We start from the raw sequence: 24,147 nt of genomic DNA on the forward strand, positions 1-24,147 counted from the left end.
ATCATATCAATCGGCGCTCACAGCAACTCGTCCATCCGCAAATTCAATTTCAAGCTTGCCGGTCGCTTGGTCCTGTCTTGTCACAACCCCGGCCTCGCCGCGCACAACGGCGTAACCACGATCTAACGTCGCTTTATAGCCAAGCGTTTCGCGCAAGCGTTCTAACGCTGCCAACCGTGCAACCCGTTCTGCCTGCTGTCGCGATGCACGGTCTGACAAACGAGACAGCGCCATCTCTAGGCGCTCTGACTGTCGGGAAATACGCGCGCCAAGTAACGTTGGCGTTAATCGATCTGACAGTGCCGCGAAACGACGGCGGTCCTCGGCGACCCGTCGGCTGAGGATAGTTGGGCGCAATGCGGCCTCTGACAATTGCAGACGTTTTTTTGCCGCTGCTGTTTTCAACGCAATAGGTAACCGTTCAGCTAAGTGATCCAAACGTTGCGCCGGGACGTTCAACAAGCTGTCTTTACTTGGCAACGCGCGGCCCAAATCGTGAACGCGTTGCTGCCTTTGCTGCACGCCAGTCGACAAAGCACGCCCAAGACGCGCCCCCTGCTGATCGACCCAAGCCAGCAGTTCCATCCGCACAGGCACCGCCAATTCGGCAGCCGCAGTTGGGGTCGGTGCACGGTGATCAGAAACAAAGTCGATCAGTGTCGTATCCGTTTCGTGACCTACGGCAGATATGAGCGGAATTTGCGAAGCAGCGGCCGCGCGGGCCACGATCTCCTCGTTAAAGCCCCATAGATCCTCTAGCGATCCGCCACCACGGGCAATAATCAAAAGGTCAGGCCGGGGCAGCGCACCACCCGGTGTTAAACGGTTGAACCCTTCAATTGCTGCGGCGACATCAGGCGCGCAACGCTGCCCTTGCACGGCCACAGGCCAGACCAAAACCTTGCGTGGGAAACGGTCACGTAAGCGGTGCAAAATGTCTCGGATCACCGCACCTGAAGGGGATGTGACCACCCCAATGATTTCTGGCAGATATGGCAATGGCTGTTTGCGTTCAGGCGCGAACAGACCTTCGGCAGCCAAGGCTGCTTTGCGCTTTTCAAGCATCGCCATCAACGCGCCCGCTCCGGCAGGTGCTATATCTTCGATGATCATCTGATATTTGGACTGACCGGGAAATGTAGTTAGCTTACCAGTCGCAACGACCTCCATGCCTTCTTCAGGACGGTGGGCCAACGCTTGGGCGCGACCTTTCCAAATGACGGCAGACAAAACAGCGCGATCATCCTTTAGATCAAGATACAGGTGGCCCGATCCAGGCCGCGAAACGCGCCCGACCTCTCCGCGGACCCGCACGTGCGAAAAGCCGCCTTCTATCGCCTTTTTGACAGCACCAGATAGTTCCCCAACTGAAAACTCAGGCGTGTTGTCAACAGGCGCATCATCAAACAGGTCCATCAATTTTATTTTCCTTTGGTTTAGCGCTTTGAAGGGGGAGCGAGGAATACTTCCACTGTAGAAATGCGTTAACTGTCATTACCATTGCGCCGAAAAATGCAAAAAGAAATGATGAAAACATCATCGACAATGCAAACGCAGCACAGCCGACGGCCCACATCAGAAAACGCGATAGCTTCATGAGCCCATCATCTGGGTCAGGCCAGTATTGCACTTGCGGACGGCCAAATTCTTGTGCGTAATATTCAAGCGTCAAGCCATAGGCAGGGTCGTCTTCGATCGGTGGCAGGTCTTCGGCGCGGTAAATAATACGCCCGATAATACGTGGGCAAAAATCTTCGAAATATGCGCGTTTATCGGCGATGTGTAACCGCCAAACCTGATCAACAATTGGCGAAGGCGTTAAGTCTTCTCCTGTACTGCCAATCAAATACATGAAACGCCTGTATTCCTCGGCCATCGTATAACAAACATCCACCGAATGGCCGGTCGCATCTTCAATTTGATCGATCAATGACCGGGTCAACGGCCGTTCATGAAAGCTGTATCCCTCAAGACGATGCCAAAGCGCACGGTCCCGCTTTTCGTATTTCATATGCGGCCCCTATAGCGCGTTAACCACCAAATTAGCCCGCACGCACCATAAAGGCCAAGTGGAAATCTATATATGGCTCGATTACGGGCTTCTGAACACTTGTGATCGCGCATATCCAACCGTAAAACCACGCAACGATACTAACGCAAATGGGGCAAGTATGAACATTCTAATTTTGGGCAGCGGCGGACGTGAACATAGCTTGGCTTGGGCTGTCAAACAAAACCCAAAATGTGATCGCTTGATTGTCTCGCCGGGAAATGCCGGTATCGCGGCAATCGCCGAATGCGCGGATATCAACATCCTTGATGGGGATGCTGTTGCAACGTTTGCGGAAGAAAACGCGATCAGCTTTGTCATTGTCGGACCTGAAGCACCGCTCGCCGCCGGCGTAGCCGACCGCCTGCGGTCTGCTGGACTGCTGGTATTTGGCCCAAGCCAAGAAGCTGCACAACTTGAAGCATCAAAATCATTCACAAAGGCGATCTGTGACGCGGCCGACGCCCCAACTGCCGCCTATGCCCATTTCACCGATGGTGACGCCGCCCGCAACTACATCCGTGCTCAAGGCGCTCCAATCGTCGTAAAGGCGGATGGTCTAGCGGCAGGTAAAGGCGTGATCGTTGCTATGACCGAGGACGAGGCGCTTGCCGCAATTGATGACATGTTCGACGGCAGCTTTGGTGATGCCGGTGCAGAAGTCGTGATCGAAGAATTCATGGAAGGCGAAGAGGCATCGTTCTTTGTTCTATGCGACGGCAGAACGATCCTGCCCGTAGGCACGGCACAAGACCATAAACGTGCCTATGACGGTGATACGGGTCCTAACACTGGCGGCATGGGCGCTTACTCCCCCGCCCCCGTGATGACCGATGACGTTACACAAAAGGCGTTGGATGAAATCATTCAACCTACGATGGATGAAATGAACAAACGCGGCACACCGTTCCAAGGTGTCTTGTTTGTTGGGCTTATGATCAAAGACGGCCAACCAAGGCTGGTAGAATACAACGTGCGCTTTGGCGACCCAGAATGCCAATGTCTAATGATGCGCCTAGGCGGTCAAATTTTGGATATTCTTCAAGCTTGCGCCGAAGAACGTCTACATGAAGTGAAGGCAAATTGGGCTAACGATCACGCATTAACGATCGTGATGGCTGCAAAGGGCTATCCCGGTTCTTACGAAAAAGGCACAGCAATCAAAGGCCTTGATACGCAACCAGAAGATAGCTCTCATATGGTGTTCCATGCTGGCACGGCTGAAAAAGACGGTAATATCGTCGCAGTCGGGGGGCGGGTTCTGAGCGTCACCGCACGCGGTGACACATTAGCTGAAGCCCATGAAAAAGCATATGCAATGGCGCAAAACGTCGATTGGGATCAGGGTTTTTACCGTTCCGATATTGGGTGGCGGGCGCTGTAAGTCAACACGCTCACCTTAAGTCAGAACGTCAGAACAACGATAGCTTGACGCTAGGGCAGTACATTTCAGCCTTCCAATAACCACAACCCTAAGGTTACAGTTGATATACCACTCAATTATGACGTGGCGTATCGATTATTATTGGGAGGTTGTGTTGCTTTTAAAGAAAGTACTTCTTACCATCGGAACAATTCTTATTGGCACCAGCGTGCTGGCTGATTGCACGCGGAGCCCGGATCGGGTTTCCATTTTAATTGGATCCGAACATGTTAATGCATCAAAGGAATTCACCGAGCTCAACCCTGGCGTATTTTTGTCGTGGGATTGTAACAACATAATGTTAACCGCAGGCATATATGAAAACAGCCTCGGGGATCCGTCCCCCTCGGCTCTGGTTTCATACGAAATATACGAATATCAAGATTTTTCGCTTAGTGCATTTGCTGGAATTAGTTACTTTCCAGAAACCGACGGATTGGACTTAGAATACTCAAGTCACTACGTCCCACTTGTCGGGCTGCAGACAAATTATAAGAATATCTTTATGCAATTCATTCCCGGTGTGGAAAACCAGTTTGATATGCTAATTACTGCCGGGCTTCGCTTTGAACTGAACTAAAAAAGGCCGCGTCACAATAGACGCGGCCCCCTAACATAATTATCCGATTTAAGCTGCGCGGCCCACCAACACAGACGTTATTTCTTCGCCAGCGACAGATTCTTCGCTTCCTGCAACCGCAGCAAATTCGCGTGTCAGCCGTTCAAGTGCAGCTTCATACAGCTGACGCTCTGAATAGCTTTGCTCGCGCTGATCGTCTTGGCGGTGCAAGTCGCGTACAACTTCTGCAATCGCAATCAAATCGCCAGAATTAATCTTCTGTTCGTATTCTTGCGCCCGGCGGGACCACATCGCTTTTTTAACCTTGGCTTTACCGCGCAGCGTCTTCATCGCATGAGATACGACATCAGGCGTCGCCAAAGCGCGCATACCAACCTCGGTTGCCTTATGTGTCGGAACCCGCAACGTCATTTTGTCTTTCTCGAAGGAAATAACAAATAGCTCCAGCTCAAACCCTGCGACTTCTTGTGTCTCAACAGTTACAATTTTGCCAACCCCATGCGCAGGATAGACAACAAATTGCTCTGGGCTAAATTCACTTTTCTTCTTACTCATGGTCGTCCTTTCATAGCGATCCATCACAGGTTTGAACGACAAAAAATCCGGCGGAGACTTTCGTCACCGTCGGCAATATCGTCTAAGTGATTGGATCAACTTGTTCGCAGCATCACAGTAATCATATCATAAAAATGTCGCATCGAAAAGCGCCGCATTGCAGCACGCTGAAAAACCAATAAAATCAGGTGCCTTCGGGGTGTAAAAGCCCCGAATCAGCCGCCTTCGCCGGGCGCTTCAGAAAGCAATTCAAGCTTGCCTTCTTTACCATCCATTTCCTCTGCTGTTGGCAGTGGATCTTTTTTGGTAACGATCACAGGCCACATCTCGGAATATTTGCGGTTAAACTCGACCCATTTTTCCATGTCTGGCTCTGTATCCGGACGAATAGCATCCGCAGGACATTCAGGTTCGCAAACGCCACAGTCGATGCATTCATCAGGATGGATGACCAATGTATTCTCACCCTCGTAAAAACAATCTACGGGGCAAACTTCGACGCAATCGGTATACTTACACGCAATGCAATTTTCGGTGACAACATAGGTCATAGGCACGTTCCACTTTGTATCAAAGGCCTAGCTAGGACAGTGCGACGGATCATTCAAGGTCAATTGAACCGTCAATGCTGCGATGCGTCATCATATCCCGGCGTTGCTTCTTTGTTGGACGTCCTTTCCTATCACCGCCCGGATTATAGGGACGGCGTTCTACCACAGGTGACAGGTCTTCGTACAAAGATTGGGCCTCAGGTGCAGGGCCACGGCGTTCACCACACCCAAGGATTCGCACGACCTTGGTCGCGTCGGCCTGAATAAATGTCAAAACATCACCCGGACCAACGGCGCGGGCCGGTTTGCTGACGGGTGTTCCGTCAACACGTACTTTTCCAGAAGTAACCACCCCGGCAGCAAGGCTGCGCGATTTGAAAAACCGCGCATGCCACAGCCATTTGTCTAGCCGGATCGTTTGCCGGGGTTGGTCTGTCAATCCTTTTTGAACCCTGCCAGTGCGGCTGCAAACGGGTTGTCAGGATCAATCGCTTTTTCGCGTTTTGGCTTAGCTGCAAAGGTTTGCGGCTTGTTACCACCCTGCGGCTTACCTTTGCCCTTACCCTTGGGCTTGCCTTTACCGCGCGGACGGTCGTTTTGCGGACGCGCAGGGCGTGCAGCACGGCCACCCCACGTGAAGGTGTAGAACACCTCCAGCTCTGGGCCGGTTTCTTCGGCAGGTGCGGCAGGTTCTGCTTCTGCTGTAGCAGCTGGCGCAGCCTCTGCGTCAGCGGAATCAGCGGCAGGTGCTGCTTTTACTTTTTCGCGCTCAGCTTTTTCGGCTTTGTAGCCAAGTCCGCTCATCAGATCAGCGAACTGTTCAAGCGTCATGCCTGTGATCGACAACATGTCAGGGTTTGCTTCAAACCCGCCACGGCTGTCTTTGTCACGCAGCATATCGGCCAGACGTTCCAGCATATCGATACGAATCGCACGCTCGCCCGCAGCACGGTAGCCTGACATCGCATAGTAACCCGGCACCGCATCTTTGGCGGCAGGTACAGTCACCAGACCCGGTGGAGGGCTTTCTGGAAATTCCTGCAGACCTTTGGCCAGTGACCAAAGAACCAAACGCAGACGTGTCGGCGCTGGCTTTAGCAAAAGCGGCTGGAAGATCGTGAACTGACCAAAGCGAACGCCATGCTTGCGCAGCGAACCGCGTGCATCTTGATCAAGCGCTTTGACTTCATCGGCAACTTCACCACGTGGGATGATGCCAAATCCTTCGGCCATCCGGTAAGCAAAGCCTTTGGCAGCGCCTGTCAGCGTCTCGTCGTTTTTCAACGCAAGCAGACCCTCGAAGCCCGCTGCGATTTTACGATCAATGAAATGCTGTAGACGGCGCTGCACCTTTGCAGCAACGTCTTCGCCGGCCTCGTCATCAACAAAAGCAGTGACACCCGGTTTGAACGGATCAGATCCCGCGACAAGCTTACCTACCGCATGGTCGCCCCACATAAGGCCGCCCTGTTCGGTAAAATCAATCTCGGGGTCTGGTGCGTTATAAAACCGGTCTGCTAGCAGGTGGAACTGTGGAACCAGCGCCTGTACTGACGCCTGACGCAATGTCTTGGCCTCATCTGGGCTACCAGCCTTATCCATCCGAAAGCGGAATCCTTCCAACCGTCCGACGAATTCGCCCTCTACGGTTACTTCACCTTTGTCGTTTACGTCAGCCAAAAGGCTCTCCTTCTGTTTGAGCCGCCGAAGCAAAATGCTTGTCCGCCGGTCCACAAATCTTTGCGTTAGCGCGCCGTGAAGCGCGTCTGATAGTCGGTCTTCTACAGCGCGCGTCTCGTCGCGCCAATGGTTTTCGTCACGCAACCAACCGTTGCGCTGTGCAACATATGTCCACGTACGTATATAGGCCAGTCGTTTTGACAGGGTATCAATGTCCCCGTCCGTGCGGTCAATGCGTCTGACCTGCAGACCAAACCAGTTGGCGGACACATGCCCAAGTTGGTGCAGGTCGTTATAAATATGGGTTAAAAGGCTCGCGTGTTCGCCAGATGAAATGCCCCGAAAATCAGGCACCCGGCAGACTTCCCATAGCAACTTCACTGAAGGGCCGTCAGTGGCCCGCGCCGCAACTTCCGCGTCCCCGCCGAGCGCTTTCAAAGCCTTCAAATCGTCGCTTTCTCGGACACGGGTAAGCCAGCGGTCATCGGTGCGCTCCTCAAGCGTCGCGATCAGGCGCTTGACAGACCCAAATTGCAGCCGGCTGTTGCGCCAATGCAATTTATTCACAGGGCTGAATTGATGCTCCGTGATTGCTTCAGCGATTTCATCGTCCAATGGTGGGGCCTCACCAGTGACACCAAATGTCCCGTTTTCGATATGCCGCCCTGCCCGGCCTGCAATTTGCGCCAACTCTTGAGGCTGCAAATGGCGCATGCGTTGGCCATCAAACTTGATTAACGATGAAAACGCGACATGCGAGATATCGAGGTTTAACCCCATCCCAATGGCGTCGGTGGCGACCAGATAGTCGACATCGCCGTTTTGGTACATTTCCACCTGCGCGTTCCGCGTCCGGGGCGACAACGCGCCCATAACCACGGCAGCCCCACCTTTAGTACGCCGTAAAAGCTCAGCAATCGCATAGACGTTTTCAACAGAAAACCCAACAATTGCGGCCCGAGCCGGCATTCTGCTTATCTTTTTCGAACCTGTATAGGTAAGCTGCGACATACGTTCGCGGTACATAAACTGCGCGGAGGGAACCATCGCAGAAATCGCACCACGCATGGTGTCGGCACCCAAAAACAGCGTTTCATGCAATCCACGCGCATTCAGCAAACGGTCGGTAAAAACATGCCCACGTTCAGGATCGGCGCAAAGCTGGATTTCATCAATGGCAAGAAAATCGCAGCCCATACCTTCGGGCATCGCCTCGACTGTGCAGACCCAGTAGGCCGCGCGGGGCGGCACGATACGTTCTTCCCCAGTGATAAGCGCAACAACTCCGGGCCCTCGGACTGCGACGATACGATCATATACCTCTCGTGCAAGTAGCCGCAGAGGCAATCCGATAACGCCCGTCCGATAGGATAGCATCCGCTGAATCGCATAATGCGTTTTACCAGTATTCGTCGGGCCGAGAACGGCCGTGATCCGCGCAGTGGTCATGGTTTTCCTCAGGACTAGTCCGCGCCTTAAAGCGCTTGACCCTCAAGTTGCAACTGTAAACGTACAATAGAATCCTTTGTCACAACGGACTGCGGGTTAATCGCAAGAATCATTTGGTAAAGTTCTAACGCGTCTTCGGGGCGATTGAGCTCCTCCATGATGACTGCCAGACCATCGATGGCCTGAAAGTGACGCGGTTCAATTTGCAAAACGCGCTGCACATCATCCAACGCTGGGCCGGTCATGCCGAGCAGGTAATAAGAGGTCGCACGCCCGAAGTAGCCACCGGCAAAATGCGGGGCATGATCCACAAGCGCCGTGAAATGTTCAACTGCGGCGTCAACCTGTCCATCACGCAAAGCGTCCTGACCACGTCGCAAAAGCAAATCCATCGCGGGCGATCCGCTTTTGTCCCACTGTGTGACAATTTGCTGCTCTATACGCGCATAAGAACCGTCATCTGCGTCGAGCAGCTCTTGATATAAGTTGTGCAACGTCGTTTCCTGCGCACTGGCAGGTAAGGAAATCCCGACTGCCAAATAAAGTGCCGTAACGATACGTTTGATGCGATGTGTCAGCGTAACCATAACAACTAATGTAACGCAGAACGCGGCCAACACCAGAGGTCGGCCGCCACATCAACGAAGAAGGACGAAAAAACATGAGCGATGTTGTGACCGAGGCCGTAGCTGCCCTGAACGCGAAAATGGACGGCGCAGGCTTTGACGGCTCTGCTAAATTTGTAATTGAAGGTGAAGGTTCAATCATCATCGATGCAGACGGCGCGCGCGCAAGCGACGACGACGCAGACGTTTCTTTGACCGCTGACACCGAAACATTCAAAGCAATTCTTGACGGCGAACTGAACCCAACAACGGCGTTCATGACCGGAAAACTGACCGTCGATGGCGACATGGGTCAGGCGATGAAGCTTTCTAGCGTACTGGGTTAACGATGGAATCGGCACCTCTTTTTGACGACATTGCAAATGGTCCTGCGGGGGGTGCTGCCCATTGGCTAAGAACAACTGATGGGCTGCGCATCCGCGCGGGCCATTGGAAGAAGACGGATGCCAAGGGCACCGTTCTGATCTTTCCTGGTCGCACCGAATTTATCGAAAAATACGGACGCGCGGCAAAGGCATTGCACGATCGCGGCTTTGCTAGCGTTGTCGTCGACTGGCGTGGCCAGGGCATTTCTGATCGCATGACGGCGAACCGGGCAATTGGCCACGTCGCTCGTTTTCCTGACTTTCAACACGATGTCGCGGCACTTGTGGCCTATGCAAAGGCCCAAAACCTACCAAAACCTTATTATATGATTGCCCATTCAATGGGTGGCTGCATTGGCCTCCGCTCTTTGATCAATGGACTTGATATCAAAGCTGCAATGTTCTCGGCGCCGATGTGGGGCATTCAGATGTCTGTTGCCCTGCGCCCTATTGCATGGGGGCTTTCGACAGTAAGTAGGCATCTTGGGTTTGATGAAACTCTTGCACCCGGACAATTTGAAAAACCTTACGTTTTGCGCGCCTCGTTCGAGGGCAATACGCTAACGAATGACCGCGACATGTACGAAACACTGGGACAACAGCTCCGCTGTCATCCGGACCTAGCGCTTGGTGGTCCGTCATTGCGTTGGCTAAATACATCCCTGCGTGAGATGCACCGCCTTAGCGCGCTTCCGTCGCCTACGAACATCCCGTGCCTCACCTTCCTTGGAAGTAACGAAGCTATCGTTGACCCGGTGCGCATCCGCGACCGCATGGCAAATTGGCCCAACGGCCAATTGCGTGTCATTGCCGGCGGCCAACACGAGATGATGATGGACAGCCCTGCTATTCAGGCCAGCATCTTTGATGCGACAGCATCCCACTTTGAAGCGACATCGAACGCCAAAGTCATCGCCTAACGATCAAACCTTTGAACATGTTGGGGGCTTTCAACTGCCCCGGCACATACCTATGTTGTGCGCAAACAACCGTTCAGAGGTATGATATGAAGTTTCCACAGCCCGTATTCGACGCAAACGCCAGTGGCGGAAAAGACTTGGGCAATCTGCCTGAGTGGGATTTGAGCGATCTTTACACAAGCGAAGACGCCCCCGAACTGACGCGCGATATGGGCTGGCTCGAAACCGAATGCGCCGCATTTGCGAGTGATTATGAAGGTAAACTGGATAGGCTAGACGCTGCAGGGCTTCTGGCAGCCGTTCAGCGGTACGAACAGATCGACGTGATCGCTGGGCGCATCATGTCTTTTGCTGGGCTGCGTTATTATCAAATCACAACAGATAGTGACCGCGCCAAATTCATGGCGGACTGCCAAGACAAGATTACAAACTTCACTACCCCGCTGGTGTTCTATGGCCTTGAATTTAACCGCTTGGATGATGACCACCTTGCCGGGCTATTGGCCACAAACGACGACCTCGCCCGTTACAAACCTGTGTTCGACCGGATGCGTGCGATGAAACCGCATCAGCTTTCCGATGAGCTAGAGAAATTCCTGCACGACCAATCCACTGTTGGGTCAGCCGCATGGAATCGGTTGTTTGACGAAACGATGGCCGGGCTTGAATTCGACGTCGATGGCGAAACGCTAAACCTTGAAGCGACGCTAAACCTGCTCACCGAACAAGACCGCAGCAAACGCGAAGCAGCGACACATGCTTTGGCGAAGGTTTTTCAAGACAACATCAAAATCTTTTCTCGCGTGCACAACACGCTTGCCAAAGAAAAAGAGATCGAAGACCGCTGGCGCAAGATGCCGACCCCGCAAACAGGCCGGCACCTGTCTAACCATGTCGAACCTGAAGTCGTCGAAGCGCTGCGCAACGCCGTCGTCGCTGCCTACCCGCGCCTGTCGCACCGTTACTACGCGCTGAAAGCCAAATGGCTTGGGCTTGATCGAATGCAGACGTGGGACCGCAACGCCCCCCTCCCGATGGAAACGACACGTACCGTTGATTGGGATGAGGCGACAAAAACCGTGTTGGATGCCTACGCGAGCTTTGATCCAAAGATGGCCGAAATCGCACAGCCGTTCTTTGACAAAGGCTGGATCGACGCCGCTGTTAAACCCGGCAAGGCCCCCGGCGCATTCGCGCATCCTACCGTCACACCCGTACACCCCTATGTCATGCTGAACTATCTGGGCAAACCCCGCGATGTCATGACACTTGCGCATGAACTCGGTCATGGCGTGCACCAAGTTCTGGCAGCAGAACAAGGTGAACTGCTCTCGTCCACCCCGCTGACACTCGCGGAAACGGCATCTGTGTTTGGTGAAATGCTAACGTTCCAGAAGCTTCTGGACGGGGCAAAAACCAAAGAAGAACGCAAAGTCCTGCTAGCAGGCAAAGTCGAAGACATGATCAATACGGTTGTGCGTCAGATCGCGTTCTACGATTTCGAATGCAAACTGCACGCAGCCCGCGCCGAAGGCGAGCTGACGCCAGACGACATCAACGCGCTTTGGATGTCAGTGCAGGCGGAATCATTAGGTGAAGTATTCGACTTTGCACCCGGCTATGAAACCTTCTGGGCCTACATCCCGCACTTTGTGCATTCCCCGTTCTACGTCTACGCCTATGCGTTTGGCGACGGGCTGGTGAACGCATTGTACGCCGTATACGCAGAAGGCGATGCTGATTTCCAAGCCAAGTATTTCGAAATGCTGCGCGCGGGCGGATCCAAACACCACAAAGACCTACTTGCGCCGTTCGGCCTTGATGCGTCCGACCCAAAATTCTGGGACAAGGGCCTAGCCATGATCGAAGGCTTCATAGACGAACTTGAGGCCATGGAAGAGTGACATCCGTCACGCTGACGCCGCTCACACCTGCCCTAGCTGACAAGCTGAGGCAGGTTACAGTGGCACCTGATCAGGTCGTGTTTTCGGGGCAACCCACCGAATTCATCGACCTGAACGATCCCGCAATTGATGTCCATGTGATTTTGTCTGACGGCGCGACCGTGGGCATGTTTCGCATCGATCGCGGGTTTCACAACCACCACCAGTTTGCCGCGCGCAGTATCTTTGGCCTGCGGACGTTTCTGGTTGATCAGCACAAGCAAGGCCGTGGCATTGCTAAGGCGTGTTGCCAGCAGCTCCATTCATATCTGTCTGCTGCATACCCAAAGGCCGAGGCGATCATGCTTACGGTCAACCTACGTAATCCCGGCGCGTATCGCGCCTATGTCAGCGGTGGGTTTATCGATACAGGCGCCCAGTACATGGACGGCGGCGCAGGACCGCAGAAAATCCTGAAACTACCGCTCCATACTCTGTGAATGCCTAATAAGCCTGATTGCTATTGAATTACCAACAGATCACTTTTGCCATACAAGTAGTAGCGAACCGATCTAGGAACTCAATTTGGAGGTTTATACTGCCATCATTAAATTCATTGGACTGGTGATCTTTTACACCTCGCCACTAATCATCTTCGGCGTTTTGGGATTCATCAAATGGAAACGCCACTATGGTAAAGACCATTCGATTTTGGGCTATTACTTCCGGTATGCCACCGGGAAGCAAGTCACGGACGACCCCTGGCCAATATGCGTCACGAAACTATGCGTGTTCTTGTTATGGTCAATGTTGGTTACGGCAGTTCGGACCATATAAGCCTCATCGAAGCGCGGTAGCGAACGTAAAATAGGGGCCGCGCTGGCCCCTATTCGTATCTTTTTGTTGTCTTTACCGGACTTTCAGCGTCGCCAGCCCGATCATCGCGAGGATCAATGAGATGATCCAGAAGCGGATGACGATCTGCGGTTCGGCCCAACCCTTTTTCTCGTAGTGGTGGTGGATCGGCGCCATCAAGAACACGCGTTTGCCGGTACGTTTAAAGTACAGCACTTGGATAATCACGCTTAGGGCTTCGACGACGAACAGACCACCGACCACGGCTAGGACGATCTCGTGCTTGGTTGCAACGGCAATGGCACCAAGTGCACCGCCCAATGCAAGCGACCCAGTGTCGCCCATAAAGACAGCCGCAGGTGGCGCATTATACCACAAGAAACCAAGTCCACCGCCAATAAGTCCGGCACAGAAAATCAGGATTTCACCCGTACGCGGTACGTAGTGAACGTCCAGATATTCTGTAAAGTCGGTCCGGCCAACTGCATAGGCGATGATCCCAAAGGTCGCGGCGGCGATCATCACAGGCATAATTGCCAATCCATCAAGCCCATCAGTCAGGTTCACCGCATTCGCAGCGCCGACGATCACAACAACCGAAAACGGTACAAACAAAATGCCCAGGTTGATCAGCGTGTCTTTGAATACTGGCATGGCAAGCTGGTTGCTTAGGTCATCTGGGTGGTAAGCGGCGGCCCAATATCCAGCAACGCCCGCAATCAAAATACCCAGCAAAATACGCACCTTACCGGATACACCTGCGGTATTCTGTTTTGATACTTTGGCGTAGTCATCGGCGAAACCGATCGCCGCAAATGACAGCGTCACGAACAGAACCATCCATACGAATGGGTTATCAAGCCGCGCCCAAAGCAGTGTCGATGTTGTCAGCGCGCCAACGATCAGCAGCCCACCCATTGTAGGGGTGCCTGCCTTTGCAAAATGTCCCTCGGGGCCATCGTCGCGAATTGGCTGACCTTTGCCCTGCTTGCGACGCAGAACGTTGATTAGGGGCGGCCCAAAGATGAAACCGAACAGCAGTGACGTCATGAACGCCCCGCCCGCGCGGAAGGTGATATAGCGGAACAAGTTGAAAAAGTCGCCGCCATCGGAAAGTGACGTAAGCCAATAAAGCATGAGGGAATCCTATTCTTCTTGGGGGCGGCGATGCCCCAGTTTACGGATGGCGTCAACGACCAGACTAATTTTACTGCCAGCCGACCCTTTAACCAGCACAACATCGCCTGCGTCCAACATGCGTGAAACTTGGGGAACAAGGTCGGCGGGGCTTTCGGCCCACTGCCCGCGCTGGTGCTGTGGCAAGGCGCGCCACAAGTGATACATCAGCGGACCGGCACAATGGACCTGATCCATTTTCTGCAAATGACAGTTTTGTGCCAAGGCACCATGTAATTGTGCGGCACCTGCTCCCAAACCGCCCATATCCCCAAGGATCACAACGCGCCGTCCTTTGATGATCCGGCCTACGTTGTCATGAGGTTCAGAGGCTGCGATGACTTCTAGCGAGGTATCGACAGATGTCGGGTTAGCGTTGAACGCATCATCCAACAGTTCAATCGTTTCCCCATCATTTGCGGGGTCGAGCACAATCCGTTCACGCGTACCGCGCCCGGTCGACGGGGCCCAATGCGCAAGATCAAGCGTAGCCGTAACAGTATCAACACCCATCGCCGTCACAGCCGCGAGCGCACCAAGCGCGTTTACCGCGAAGTGCCGCCCCGGCACCGAAAGCTTGAACAAATAGTCCTGTCCCTGCCCGTTCGCCAAAATCACGGTCACGTCCCGGCTAAGCCGCACATTTCGTAGCGCCCAATCATTGCCTGCCTTGCCAAAACTGGTGGGCAGGCCTTCGCCTGTGCCTGCACGCAAATGCACGGCAGTCTCATCATCACCGTGAAAGATTGCGACGCCGTCTTTGCCTAACCCATCAAAGATCGATGCCTTTTCATGTGCGATTGCGGTGATGCTTCCGAATGCCTCTAGGTGTTCGGGGGCAACTCGCGTCACGATAGCCACATGCGGCTGAACAAGCTGCGAAAGCGGGCCAATGTCGCCGGGTCGACGTGCGCCAATCTTGATCACTGCAAAGTCGGCGTCTGGCGGTAACGTCGCGAGGCTAAGCGGAACATCCCATTGATTTACATAAGACGCCTGCGACGCATGGCATGTGCCTTGTCCAGAAAGCATGATGCGCAGCATTCCAATGGTAGAAGCTTTGCCGACCGACCCGGTGACCGCAACGATCTGCGCCTTGGCCCGGAACCGCGCCGCACGCGCCAGATCACGAAGCGCCCGGAGAGTATCAGGCACAGTGACAAGGCGCATGTCATCGGACACACCTGTCGGGGCTTGGCAAACGATCGCGGCAACAGCGCCTTTTTCAAAGGCCTCGGCAACGTAATCGTGCCCATCAGCGATATGTTTCAGGGCGACGAATAGATCGCCCTTGCGCAACGTGCGCGTATCAACAGAAACACCCGTAGCGGACCAATCATCAGGGCCATGACCGCCTATCGCGGCCACGACATCTTCGCCGGTCCAAAGCTTGATCATATTTTGCCTTCGAGTACTGCAACTGCCATGCTTGCTTGTTCGACATCATCAAATGGAAGAACAGAATCCCCGATGGTTTGACCTGTCTCGTGTCCCTTACCGGCAACCAAGAGCGCATCACCGGGACGCAACATATCAACAGCACGCAAAATCGCCTCGGCACGGTCGCCGACCTCAGTCACGTGGTCTGCGCCGCCGGCCTCTAACGCACCAGCCATGACCGCCGCACGAATTTTCGCAGGATCTTCTGAGCGTGGGTTGTCGTCAGTAACGATTACAACATCAGCGTTTTGCGCGGCAGCCGCCCCCATCAATGGGCGCTTGGTTGTATCACGGTCCCCACCGGCACCAACAATCGCAATAATGCGGCCCATGACATGCGGGCGCATCGCGGTCAGCGCAGTTTTCACCGCATCAGGCGTGTGGGCATAATCAACGAACACAGCTGCGCCGTTTTCGCGTGTCGCAGCAAGCTCCATCCGGCCATGCACCGTACCAAGGTGCGGCAAGGTATCAAAAACGTCCGCAGGTTCAGCACCAGCAGCTATAACCAAGCCAGCAGCAAGTAACACGTTGTCCGCCTGAAATCCGCCAATCAGACCAAGCCGCACTTGCTGCGCCTTGCCTTGCCATTCAAACAGCAAATCTTGTCCGGTTGCATCGAACCGTTGTCCCGTCAGACGCAGGCGCGCGCTGGGATGACGCCCGACACCAATCACCTCTTGGCCGCGTTCCGTGCAAATTTCAGCGACCTCTGGCCCTTTGGGATCATCAAGATTCACAACAGCCACACCATCATCTGACAGCACACGCGTGAATAGACCCATTTTTGCTTCGAAATAGGCTTCAAACGTTTCGTGATAATCGAGGTGGTCTTGGGTGAAATTCGTAAATCCAGCGGCAGCAAGAACCACGCCGTCCAAACGGCGTTGATCTAAGCCATGCGAAGATGCCTCCATCGCGACATGAGTGACGCCATGTTGAACAGCCTCGGACATCACGCGATGCAATGTGATCGGTTCTGGTGTCGTGTGTTTGAGCGGATGGGTCCAAGCGCCTTCAACGCCTGTCGTGCCTAGGTTCACACCAAACAGCCCCAGCTCTTCCCAGATTTGACGACAAAAAGTCGAAACCGAAGTTTTACCATTGGTGCCTGTCACGGCGACGACCGTACCGGGATGGGCCCCAAACCAAAGCGATGCAGTTTGCGCTAGCGTTTGGCGTGGGTCTTGGGCGACGATGGTTGCAACATTTAACGCAGCCAAAACATCAGCCGCAATCTTTGCGCCAGCGGCATCCGTCAGCACGGCGCTTGCGCCCAGCTCAATCGCTTTTGCAATAAAATTACCGCCGTGGACCGTGGCGCCGGGCAAAGCCGCGAACAGGTTACCGGGTTTCACGTTACGACTATCTACAGTCAGCCCCGTGATCTGGACCTCGCGCCCGTTTGCCGCCGTCAGCCCCAGTTCAGCCAGTGTTTTCATCGTCTACCCCGATCAGTTTGAGGTGAGTGTTACACCGATGGATTGGGGCGTGTCCACGTGTGGTCGCAGCCCCAAAAGCGGTGCAACGCGGCGTATCATTTCCGCGGCAACAGGCACCGCTGTCCAGCCTGCGGTACGGCGTGTTTCACCAAGCGTGTAAACCGAAGGTTCATCCAGCGTCACGATCAAAACATACTTTGGATCGCTTGCAGGAAAGACAGACGCAAATGTCGCGATGACCTTATCATCGTAATAGCCGCCACCGTTTTCACGCGGCTTATCCGCAGTCCCGGTTTTGCCGGCGACCTCGTATCCGGCAACCTCGCCCAGTGACGCGGTACCGCGTACAACTACCTGACGTAGCATGTGAATCGCGCTTTGGCTTACAGCATCACTTAAGATGCGCGGTCCCACTTCAGGTGTCTCAACACGCAGCAATGTTGGTTCCACCCGATGACCGCCGTTCGCGATCGAGGCATAGGCCGTTGCAAGGTGCACAGGGGATGATGACAGCCCGTGACCATATGAAATTGTCATGGCCGATATCTCGGACCAATTGGCGGGCAGCAATGGCTTACCAGACGCGGCTTCGCCCATTTCAACCGACGTAGCCTCAAGAAACCCGAGTGAGCCCAAGAAATCACGCTGACGATCTGCACCGATTTGCATTGCGATACGGGCAGTTCCAACGTTCGACGATTCGACGATCACATCAGTTGACGTAAGCTCGGGACCATAGTCGTGGAAATCGCGAATACGGAATCGGCCCCATGTCAGCGGGCCCTGAGTATCGATCATTGTGTTGGCGTTGATTAGGCCCAACTCCATCGCTTGCGCGACCGCGAAAATCTTGAAGGTGGAACCAAGCTCGTAAACACCCTGCACCGCACGGTTAAACAACGGGCTGTCAGACTGATCACCACTTGTTAGCACGCGTGGCCGGTTGTTGGGATCAAAGTCTGGCAGCGACACCATCGAAATGATCTCGCCGGTGTGCACATCCATCAAGACGGACGCAGCACCTTTGGCCGACATGATAGACATACCGCCAGCAAGCACCTGTTCAGATGCCGCCTGCACGGTCAAATCCAAGGATAGCTCAAGCGGTGCTCCCTCGTTCGCGGGATCACGCAAGAAACCATCGAATTGACGCTCAACACCCGCTACGCCGATCACCTCGGCGCTTGCTACGCCTTCGCGACCATAGCTGGCGCCACCTAAAATATGAGCCGCAACTGAACCGTTTGGATATAGGCGCATTTCACGCGGACCAAACAGCAAGCCCGGGCTACCAATGTCGTGCACCGCTTGCATCTGCTCTGGGCTGATCTGGCGGCGAATCCATAGGAATTTCCGCTCGCCTATAAAATCGGCAAGCAGTTCAGCTTCGTCCAGTTCAGGAAAAATTGCGGCAAGGCCTTTGGCGGCATTCGCCGGATCAACCATGTCGCGTGGGTGTGCGTATAGCGAATGGGTCGCAAGGTTGGTCGCTAGGATGCGTCCATTTCTATCAACAATATCAGACCGCTGCCCGATAATCGGGTTGCCGACTGTCGTCGCGCGCGGCTCTTCCGGCACTGACGAAGCAAGCGTGCCCATGCGTGCGCCGATGGTTGTAAACGCGCAAAAGAAAGCAAGCCCCAACACCAACAGCCGCCCTTCGGCGCGCTGGCGGGACTTGTCGTGCATTTCCTCGTGACGCTTGGCACGAATTTCGGCTTCGATCACATCAGGGTTTTCGCCGGTTTCCCGCGCTTTCAAAATCCGAGCCAGCGGTCTGAGCGGCGTGCGGGTCATAGCGGGTTCTCCACGCTTTGAAACGCATCGCTCGATAGTTCAATCGGGTTCGTAATCGGTAGGATTGGTGGCAGAGGATAGATAATCTGATCAACACGACCAAACGCATCAGGCATGATTGGCAATAGACCCAAGCGGTCAAAGTTCAGTTCAGCCAAATCCGCTAGACGATCCGGGCGATTCAAATAGGCCCACTCCGCCCGCAACATGCTTAGCCGTTCATGTGACGCGCCAATTTGCGCGTGCAGCTCACGGACTTCGCGGATAGTCGCCTGCGTTTTGTAGTTTTCCTGATAGGCCCAAAAGGCCAACCCCATCACTGCAAGAGCGGCGACAACAAATAAAATACCACGCACTTACCTGCCCCCCTTTTTGTTCTTTTTCATTGGCATGCCAAGGTCAGCAGGATCAATATTCTGCGCCGGTGCATCAGTACGGATTGCAACACGCAATTTGGCGGAACGCGAACGCGGGTTTTCCGCCAATTCTTCGGCGTCCGGACCGATTGCTTTGCGCTTTTCGATACGGAACGCCGGAGTAATTTGTTCGACCTCGGGCGCATAACGGTTTGCATTTGCCGTGTTACCAGAACGCGCCTGCAAGAAACGTTTAACCATACGATCTTCGACGGAATGGAATGTCACGACAGCCAACTTACCACCGGGCTTCAGCGCGCGTTCAGCGGCCATCAACCCTTCGGCCAATTCGCCATATTCATTGTTCACCGCAATGCGAAGCGCCTGAAAGGTACGTGTCGCCGGGTGTGACTGATTTGGCTTTGCACGCGGCAAACAGCTTTCGACCACCTTCGCCAATTGCAAAGTCGTCGTCAGCGGACGCGCAGCAACAATCGCACGCGCGATACGCCGGGATGCACGCTCTTCACCATACAGAAAGATAATATTAGCAAGTTCAGATTCGTCAGCAGTGTTCACAAGATCAGCAGCCGAAGGCCCGTCCTGCGACATCCGCATATCCAGCGGCCCGTCACGCATGAACGAAAACCCGCGCTCTGCCAGATCAAGCTGCATAGAGCTGACGCCAAGGTCCAGCACCACGCCATCCAAATCGGATGCATATTCATCTAGCTTTGAAAACGTACCAAGCTGCATTTTGATCCGGTCACCATAGGCATCGGCCCACTCTGCGGCCATTTCAAATGCCAGTGGATCACGGTCTACAGCGATGACCTGATCAGCGCCGGCCGCCAACAATTCTCGGGTATAACCGCCAGCACCAAAGGTCCCATCAAGCCAGACACCAGAAACAGGAGAGACCGCTGCAATCAGCGGTCTAATCAGAACAGGAATATGAGGTTTATCGTCGGAGGCAGCTGACATCGTAATCCCCTAATCGTCCAAAAGGCTTAGCGGATCAAAGTCCTCGCCCTGCTCATCCAGCCAGCCAGTCAAATCATCCACGATCTCTTCGGCGTATGTTTCGGCTTTCCAAATTTCAAAGTGATCGCCAAGGCCACTGAACTTAAGTTCACCATCAGTCAAGCCAAGCTTTTGACGCTGCTTGATCGGCATAACCGTGCGACCATCCTTGTCGACGTCCAATTTGATGGACTGACCGATAATCAAACGCGACAGTTTCTTCTTGTTCGCGGAACCCCGCGGCATCGCATTGATCTGATCGACCAAAGCGGTGAATTCGTTAACAGTATAACCGTGAAGTTCGTTTTTCAGGTGGTCACCGTACAAAAGGTACATACGCGGGAACAGACCTGTCGTCCATTCGGGGTCACCAGCTTCAAGCACACGACGAAAATCAGCCGGGATCGACATGCGCCCCTTGCTGTCCACCTTTTGGGTGTGTTCGCCTGTGAAACTTAGAACCACTGTCCCTCGGCCCTTTACCTTGCACTTACGCCGCAACTTGCGGCCCTGAATGTAGAAACGGCGAATTGCGCTGCTGCCACTGCACAATCCGCCGCCTTGCCCCACGTTGGGGGAAAAGTCCGACTGCGCGTGCCACCTGGGGGGATGTCTGCTCGCTCACGCGCCGGATCTGTTTTGAGTAAAGACGAAGCCTGTATGAAACCTGCTTTTGCCGGTTGGGGTTCTTTTGCGCCCCGTTTGAAGTCGTGTTCGCCGTTACCGTGCAACTGTTTTGACAGCAGAACGCGATGCGATCAACAGTTTTCTGGGAATTCATGGAACCTGATGGGGAATTCCGCCGACACAGGATTACACCCCAAGACGAATCACGCAATTTTTACAGAAATTGTAGCGAACAAGACAAAACAAGGCACAACATGTTGTGCCACTAGCTCGCCCAAAAAAAGTTCCAGAAATTTCCACATTATTGGCGTCACTTGACGCCCGAACAGATTCTAAAAATGAATATTTGGATAAATAATTCATTTCGACCCGCTCAGAGGCGCCCCTAGCGTCGAATCACATTGGGGTTCCATAGTTTCCCAACCATACCCACCAGAACGTCGCAACGGCCGTGGCATTCCGGCCACAGGGCCACCCCGCCAACAAAAAGGGCGGCAAAGCAAATGCTCGCCGCCCAAACTGACAGATATAGTGTCTTTGTGTTGGCTCTAAGCCATCCCGCCGTCAATGAACCGCCGGGCAAGCTGGCGGTAAGCGTCGGCCATTGGTCCATCCCCTGCTGCGATTGGCGTACCAGCGTCACCTGCCAGCCGCGTATCAAGATCAATCGGCAAAGCCCCCAGCAAAGGCACACCCATCCTGTCCGCCTCTGCCGCAACACCGCCGTGACCAAAGATATGGGACTCATGACCGCAATTCGGGCAATGGAACGTCGACATGTTTTCGATCAGACCAAGGACAGGCGTCTTTAGCGTGTTGAACATATCAATCGCCTTTCGCGCATCAATGAGTGCGACATCTTGCGGGGTGCTCACCACGACTGCGCCAGTCAGATTAGTCTTTTGACATAATGTGAGCTGCACATCACCCGTACCGGGCGGCAGATCGACGATAAGAACGTCTAATTCACCCCACTCAACCTGCCCCAGCATTTGCTGAAGTGCACCCATCAACATAGGGCCACGCCACACGACCGCCTTGTCCGGGTCCACCATTAAACCAATCGACATCATAGTGACGCCATGTGCTTGTAGCGGAATAATGGTTTTACCATCTGGGCTGGCTGGGCGCTTATTGACGCCCATCATGCGCGGCTGACTGGGACCATATATATCAGCATCCAACAAACCCACACGACGCCCCTCGCGCGCCAATGCCACGGCAAGGTTAGAAGATACTGTCGACTTACCAACGCCACCCTTACCGGACCCGATCGCCAAAATGCGGTCTACGCCAGCGACAGGTGCCGGACCGGCCTGCGGTGTCGGGTGACGACCTACCTTCAACGATGGGGCTTCTGGCGCCTTGGGTGCCGGGCCATGTGCTGTAAGAACGACAGACACGGAATCGACACCGTCCATACCCCGCACAAGTTCTTCAGCTGCGACACGGATCGCGTCCATCTTGGCGGCCTCTGCCGGATCTGCGGCCTCAATAACAAAACGGACGGCACCAGATTCGATGGTCAACGCCCGGATCATATCGCGCGAAACCAGATTCTCACCGCCCGGCAACGTCAGCCGCGCAAGTTCGCTTAGAATTTCATCACGCGTAATCGCCATAGCAGGCCCCTTGTTTATAAAGCGTCTATTTCGTGACCAACATCTGGCACGTTTTATGCAAACCACAAGCCCTAGGGCCGATCTGCATAAGAATACTACAGATTGATGACGTTAGGTCAGCGATGCTTATGCATTTTCTGCATAGCAGCAATGACCAATCGTCCGTTGTGCAGCTGCAGCATAATCCTTCATAAGGAGGACAACCAAAGCGACACGGGTCGCAACGACGTAATGAGATAGACGAGTAAGTAACATGACATACCAAACACAAACACAATTCGCTGGCGCTTCTTTTGCAGCACGCTTCTCCGCTTTCCGCGCTGAGATCGCTCAGAAACTGGCAAACCGCAAAGTGTACACAACAACAGTTAACGAGCTGCAGGCTCTTAGCAACCGCGAACTGGCTGATCTTGGCCTGGGTCGTTCAGAAATCAAACGTATCGCTCTAGAAGCTGCATACGGCAACTAATAACGAGATCGGAACTGTCGCTTCCTCCCTGAAAAGACAGTTCTGAAACGACCCAACGCTCCTCCTCCTCCCTGAGCTTGGGTCACACATAAGGTGGCGACATTCACCTCCTCCCGGATGTCGCCACTTTACACCAGTTTCGGAACCGCCACCTCCTCCCGGCGGAACCGATCATACCGCAGGCCGCGCTCACCTCCTCCCGAGCAACGCCCGCGAGGAAGCGCCTCGCTCTTCTCCTCCCAGAGCAGGCAGGCGCTGATCATAGAGACGGTCATGCCCACCTCCTCCCGGGCATGACCGTTTTTTTATGTACAAACGGTATTCCGCAATTGCAGCGCAACGGTTTTGCCCGATAGACATGCAACATGAGCATGCCGCCAAGATTTCCAATCACTGCAGATCAAATCACCCTGGTCGTGAAACAGTTCTATACCGCCGTCCGCACGAACCCAGAGATTGGCCCAATCTTTGCGAAACACGTCACCGATTGGCCCAGCCACGAATCAAAAATCGCGGGCTTTTGGCGCAATGCGATTCTGTTTGAACGGAGCTATGACGGCAATCCGATGCAGGCACATATGCGTGCAGGAAATGTGCGCCCCGAACATTTTGATATTTGGTTGGGACTGTTCGATACGATTCTGGCCAAAAATCTACCCACCGACACAGCTGCATCATGGTCGACACTAGCCCACCGTATCGGCCGCGGGTTGCGTTACGGCGTTGAGCCAACCGAAGGACCGCCCACCCTGACCTAGGCGCGCGTATCCTTTGGCGAGCCCATCACCATATAGCTCGTGATCGAACGCACATGCGGCACAGTTCCCAAGATTTCCGTGTGAAACGCCTTATAGGCAGGCAAATCGGCGACCTCGACACGCAGCATATATTCAAACGCACCAGCGACATTGTGGCATTCAACCACCTGATCTGCGTTTTCCATGGCCTGCTCAAACCCATCTTGCGCGGCCTTCGTATGCTCGGCCAATCCAACGGCGACATAAACCACATAGGCCCGCCCGGTTTGGGCCGGATCGAATCTGGCGCGGTATCCCTGAATCACGCCGGTACGCTCCAATTCTTGTACGCGCCGCAAGCAAGCAGAAGGCGACCGCCCGACCTGATCAGCGAGCTGCAGATTGCTAATGCGACCATCGCGGGACAATACGCGCAATATCTTGTCGTTAATCGGATCCATCTACGCCATTCATTGCTGCAAATATGCAAACTACAAACAATAAGAAATTTCATTGCGTGA

The 24,147-nt window shown here is 54.1% G+C and carries 24 protein-coding genes; 8 read left to right on the plus strand and 16 right to left on the minus strand.

Going from position 1 to position 24,147, the window contains the following annotated elements; translation table 11 throughout:
• Window positions 1-6 precede the first annotated feature (6 nt).
• Window positions 7-1,416, minus strand: coding sequence for an exodeoxyribonuclease VII large subunit (xseA, locus tag CLV80_RS06350; protein WP_165793335.1), 1,410 nt, complete (start codon window positions 1,414-1,416; stop codon window positions 7-9).
• Window positions 1,403-2,011 carry a glycine-rich domain-containing protein gene (locus CLV80_RS06355; protein WP_106356023.1) on the minus strand — a complete coding sequence of 203 codons (609 nt, stop codon included), beginning with the start codon at window positions 2,009-2,011 and terminating at the stop codon, window positions 1,403-1,405. The genes xseA and CLV80_RS06355 overlap by 14 nt, the downstream gene beginning before the upstream one ends.
• 160 nt (window positions 2,012-2,171) lie before the next feature.
• On the opposite strand from CLV80_RS06355, the gene purD reads away from it, so the two are divergent.
• Window positions 2,172-3,434 carry a phosphoribosylamine--glycine ligase gene (gene purD / locus CLV80_RS06360; protein ID WP_106356025.1) on the plus strand — a complete coding sequence of 421 codons (1,263 nt, stop codon included), beginning with the start codon at window positions 2,172-2,174 and terminating at the stop codon, window positions 3,432-3,434.
• Between the two features lie 154 nt (window positions 3,435-3,588).
• Window positions 3,589-4,053 carry a hypothetical protein gene (locus CLV80_RS06365; RefSeq protein ID WP_207766524.1) on the plus strand — a complete coding sequence of 155 codons (465 nt, stop codon included), beginning with the start codon at window positions 3,589-3,591 and terminating at the stop codon, window positions 4,051-4,053.
• Between the two features lie 48 nt (window positions 4,054-4,101).
• On the opposite strand, the gene CLV80_RS06370 is transcribed toward CLV80_RS06365, so the two are convergent.
• The 5 genes from CLV80_RS06370 to CLV80_RS06390 form a co-directional block, all read right to left on the minus strand.
• Window positions 4,102-4,608 carry a CarD family transcriptional regulator gene (locus CLV80_RS06370; protein ID WP_106356029.1) on the minus strand — a complete coding sequence of 169 codons (507 nt, stop codon included), beginning with the start codon at window positions 4,606-4,608 and terminating at the stop codon, window positions 4,102-4,104.
• A gap of 215 nt (window positions 4,609-4,823) precedes the next feature.
• Complete coding sequence (fdxA, locus tag CLV80_RS06375) at window positions 4,824-5,159, minus strand: ferredoxin FdxA (protein WP_106356031.1); 336 nt, start codon at window positions 5,157-5,159, stop codon at window positions 4,824-4,826.
• A 49-nt stretch (window positions 5,160-5,208) separates the two neighbouring features.
• Complete coding sequence (locus CLV80_RS06380) at window positions 5,209-5,598, minus strand: Hsp15 family ribosome-associated heat shock protein (RefSeq protein ID WP_106356033.1); 390 nt, start codon at window positions 5,596-5,598, stop codon at window positions 5,209-5,211.
• Entirely contained in the window at window positions 5,595-8,288 is a 2,694-nt protein-coding gene (locus CLV80_RS06385) for a helicase-related protein (RefSeq protein ID WP_106356035.1), read from the minus strand. Before CLV80_RS06385 ends, CLV80_RS06380 begins: the two co-directional genes overlap by 4 nt.
• A gap of 26 nt (window positions 8,289-8,314) precedes the next feature.
• The gene (locus tag CLV80_RS06390; protein WP_243394448.1) at window positions 8,315-8,782 is read right to left on the minus strand and encodes a tetratricopeptide repeat protein; all 468 of its coding nucleotides are present in this window, start codon (window positions 8,780-8,782) and stop codon (window positions 8,315-8,317) included.
• Window positions 8,783-8,949: 167 nt separating this feature from the next.
• Between CLV80_RS06390 and CLV80_RS06395 the strand changes: the two genes are divergently transcribed.
• The 4 genes from CLV80_RS06395 to CLV80_RS06410 all read left to right on the plus strand — a co-directional run bounded on the left by CLV80_RS06395 (window position 8,950) and on the right by CLV80_RS06410 (window position 12,582).
• On the plus strand, window positions 8,950-9,240 hold the full coding sequence (locus tag CLV80_RS06395; protein WP_106356039.1) for an SCP2 sterol-binding domain-containing protein: 291 nt from the start codon (window positions 8,950-8,952) through the stop codon (window positions 9,238-9,240).
• Between the two features lie 2 nt (window positions 9,241-9,242).
• Window positions 9,243-10,199: an alpha/beta hydrolase gene (locus CLV80_RS06400; protein ID WP_106356042.1), complete on the plus strand. Its 957-nt coding sequence runs from the start codon at window positions 9,243-9,245 to the stop codon at window positions 10,197-10,199.
• Window positions 10,200-10,285: 86 nt separating this feature from the next.
• Window positions 10,286-12,103, plus strand: coding sequence for a M3 family oligoendopeptidase (locus CLV80_RS06405; protein WP_106356044.1), 1,818 nt, complete (start codon window positions 10,286-10,288; stop codon window positions 12,101-12,103).
• A complete protein-coding gene (locus CLV80_RS06410) occupies window positions 12,100-12,582 on the plus strand; it encodes a GNAT family N-acetyltransferase (protein WP_106356046.1) in 483 nt (160 codons plus the stop codon). The genes CLV80_RS06405 and CLV80_RS06410 overlap by 4 nt, the downstream gene beginning before the upstream one ends.
• A 409-nt stretch (window positions 12,583-12,991) precedes the next feature.
• Here the strand turns inward: CLV80_RS06410 and mraY are convergent, their stop codons facing one another.
• The 8 genes from mraY to CLV80_RS06455 all read right to left on the minus strand — a co-directional run bounded on the left by mraY (window position 12,992) and on the right by CLV80_RS06455 (window position 22,420).
• Entirely contained in the window at window positions 12,992-14,074 is a 1,083-nt protein-coding gene (mraY, locus tag CLV80_RS06420; RefSeq protein ID WP_106356050.1) for a phospho-N-acetylmuramoyl-pentapeptide-transferase, read from the minus strand.
• Window positions 14,075-14,083: 9 nt separating this feature from the next.
• Window positions 14,084-15,511, minus strand: coding sequence for a UDP-N-acetylmuramoyl-tripeptide--D-alanyl-D-alanine ligase (locus CLV80_RS06425; RefSeq protein ID WP_106356052.1), 1,428 nt, complete (start codon window positions 15,509-15,511; stop codon window positions 14,084-14,086).
• The gene (locus CLV80_RS06430) at window positions 15,508-16,995 is read right to left on the minus strand and encodes a UDP-N-acetylmuramoyl-L-alanyl-D-glutamate--2,6-diaminopimelate ligase (protein WP_106356055.1); all 1,488 of its coding nucleotides are present in this window, start codon (window positions 16,993-16,995) and stop codon (window positions 15,508-15,510) included. Before CLV80_RS06430 ends, CLV80_RS06425 begins: the two co-directional genes overlap by 4 nt.
• 12 nt (window positions 16,996-17,007) lie before the next feature.
• The gene (locus CLV80_RS06435; protein WP_106356058.1) at window positions 17,008-18,792 is read right to left on the minus strand and encodes a peptidoglycan D,D-transpeptidase FtsI family protein; all 1,785 of its coding nucleotides are present in this window, start codon (window positions 18,790-18,792) and stop codon (window positions 17,008-17,010) included.
• Entirely contained in the window at window positions 18,789-19,148 is a 360-nt protein-coding gene (ftsL, locus tag CLV80_RS06440; protein WP_106356060.1) for a cell division protein FtsL, read from the minus strand. Before ftsL ends, CLV80_RS06435 begins: the two co-directional genes overlap by 4 nt.
• Complete coding sequence (rsmH, locus tag CLV80_RS06445; RefSeq protein WP_106356062.1) at window positions 19,149-20,132, minus strand: 16S rRNA (cytosine(1402)-N(4))-methyltransferase RsmH; 984 nt, start codon at window positions 20,130-20,132, stop codon at window positions 19,149-19,151.
• 9 nt (window positions 20,133-20,141) lie between these two features.
• Window positions 20,142-20,636, minus strand: coding sequence for a division/cell wall cluster transcriptional repressor MraZ (locus CLV80_RS06450; RefSeq protein WP_106356064.1), 495 nt, complete (start codon window positions 20,634-20,636; stop codon window positions 20,142-20,144).
• A 710-nt stretch (window positions 20,637-21,346) separates the two neighbouring features.
• Window positions 21,347-22,420 carry an Mrp/NBP35 family ATP-binding protein gene (locus CLV80_RS06455; protein ID WP_106356065.1) on the minus strand — a complete coding sequence of 358 codons (1,074 nt, stop codon included), beginning with the start codon at window positions 22,418-22,420 and terminating at the stop codon, window positions 21,347-21,349.
• A 253-nt stretch (window positions 22,421-22,673) separates the two neighbouring features.
• Between CLV80_RS06455 and CLV80_RS06460 the strand changes: the two genes are divergently transcribed.
• Entirely contained in the window at window positions 22,674-22,889 is a 216-nt protein-coding gene (locus tag CLV80_RS06460; RefSeq protein WP_106356067.1) for a DUF1127 domain-containing protein, read from the plus strand.
• Window positions 22,890-23,254: 365 nt separating this feature from the next.
• Complete coding sequence (locus tag CLV80_RS06465) at window positions 23,255-23,647, plus strand: group III truncated hemoglobin (RefSeq protein WP_106356069.1); 393 nt, start codon at window positions 23,255-23,257, stop codon at window positions 23,645-23,647.
• Here the strand turns inward: CLV80_RS06465 and CLV80_RS06470 are convergent.
• Window positions 23,644-24,087 carry an Lrp/AsnC family transcriptional regulator gene (locus CLV80_RS06470; protein WP_106356071.1) on the minus strand — a complete coding sequence of 148 codons (444 nt, stop codon included), beginning with the start codon at window positions 24,085-24,087 and terminating at the stop codon, window positions 23,644-23,646. The two genes, CLV80_RS06465 and CLV80_RS06470, sit on opposite strands and share 4 nt — an antisense overlap.
• Window positions 24,088-24,147: the final 60 nt, after the last annotated feature.

The organism is Yoonia maritima (genome assembly GCF_003003285.1).
Classification (GTDB): domain Bacteria; phylum Pseudomonadota; class Alphaproteobacteria; order Rhodobacterales; family Rhodobacteraceae; genus Yoonia; species Yoonia maritima.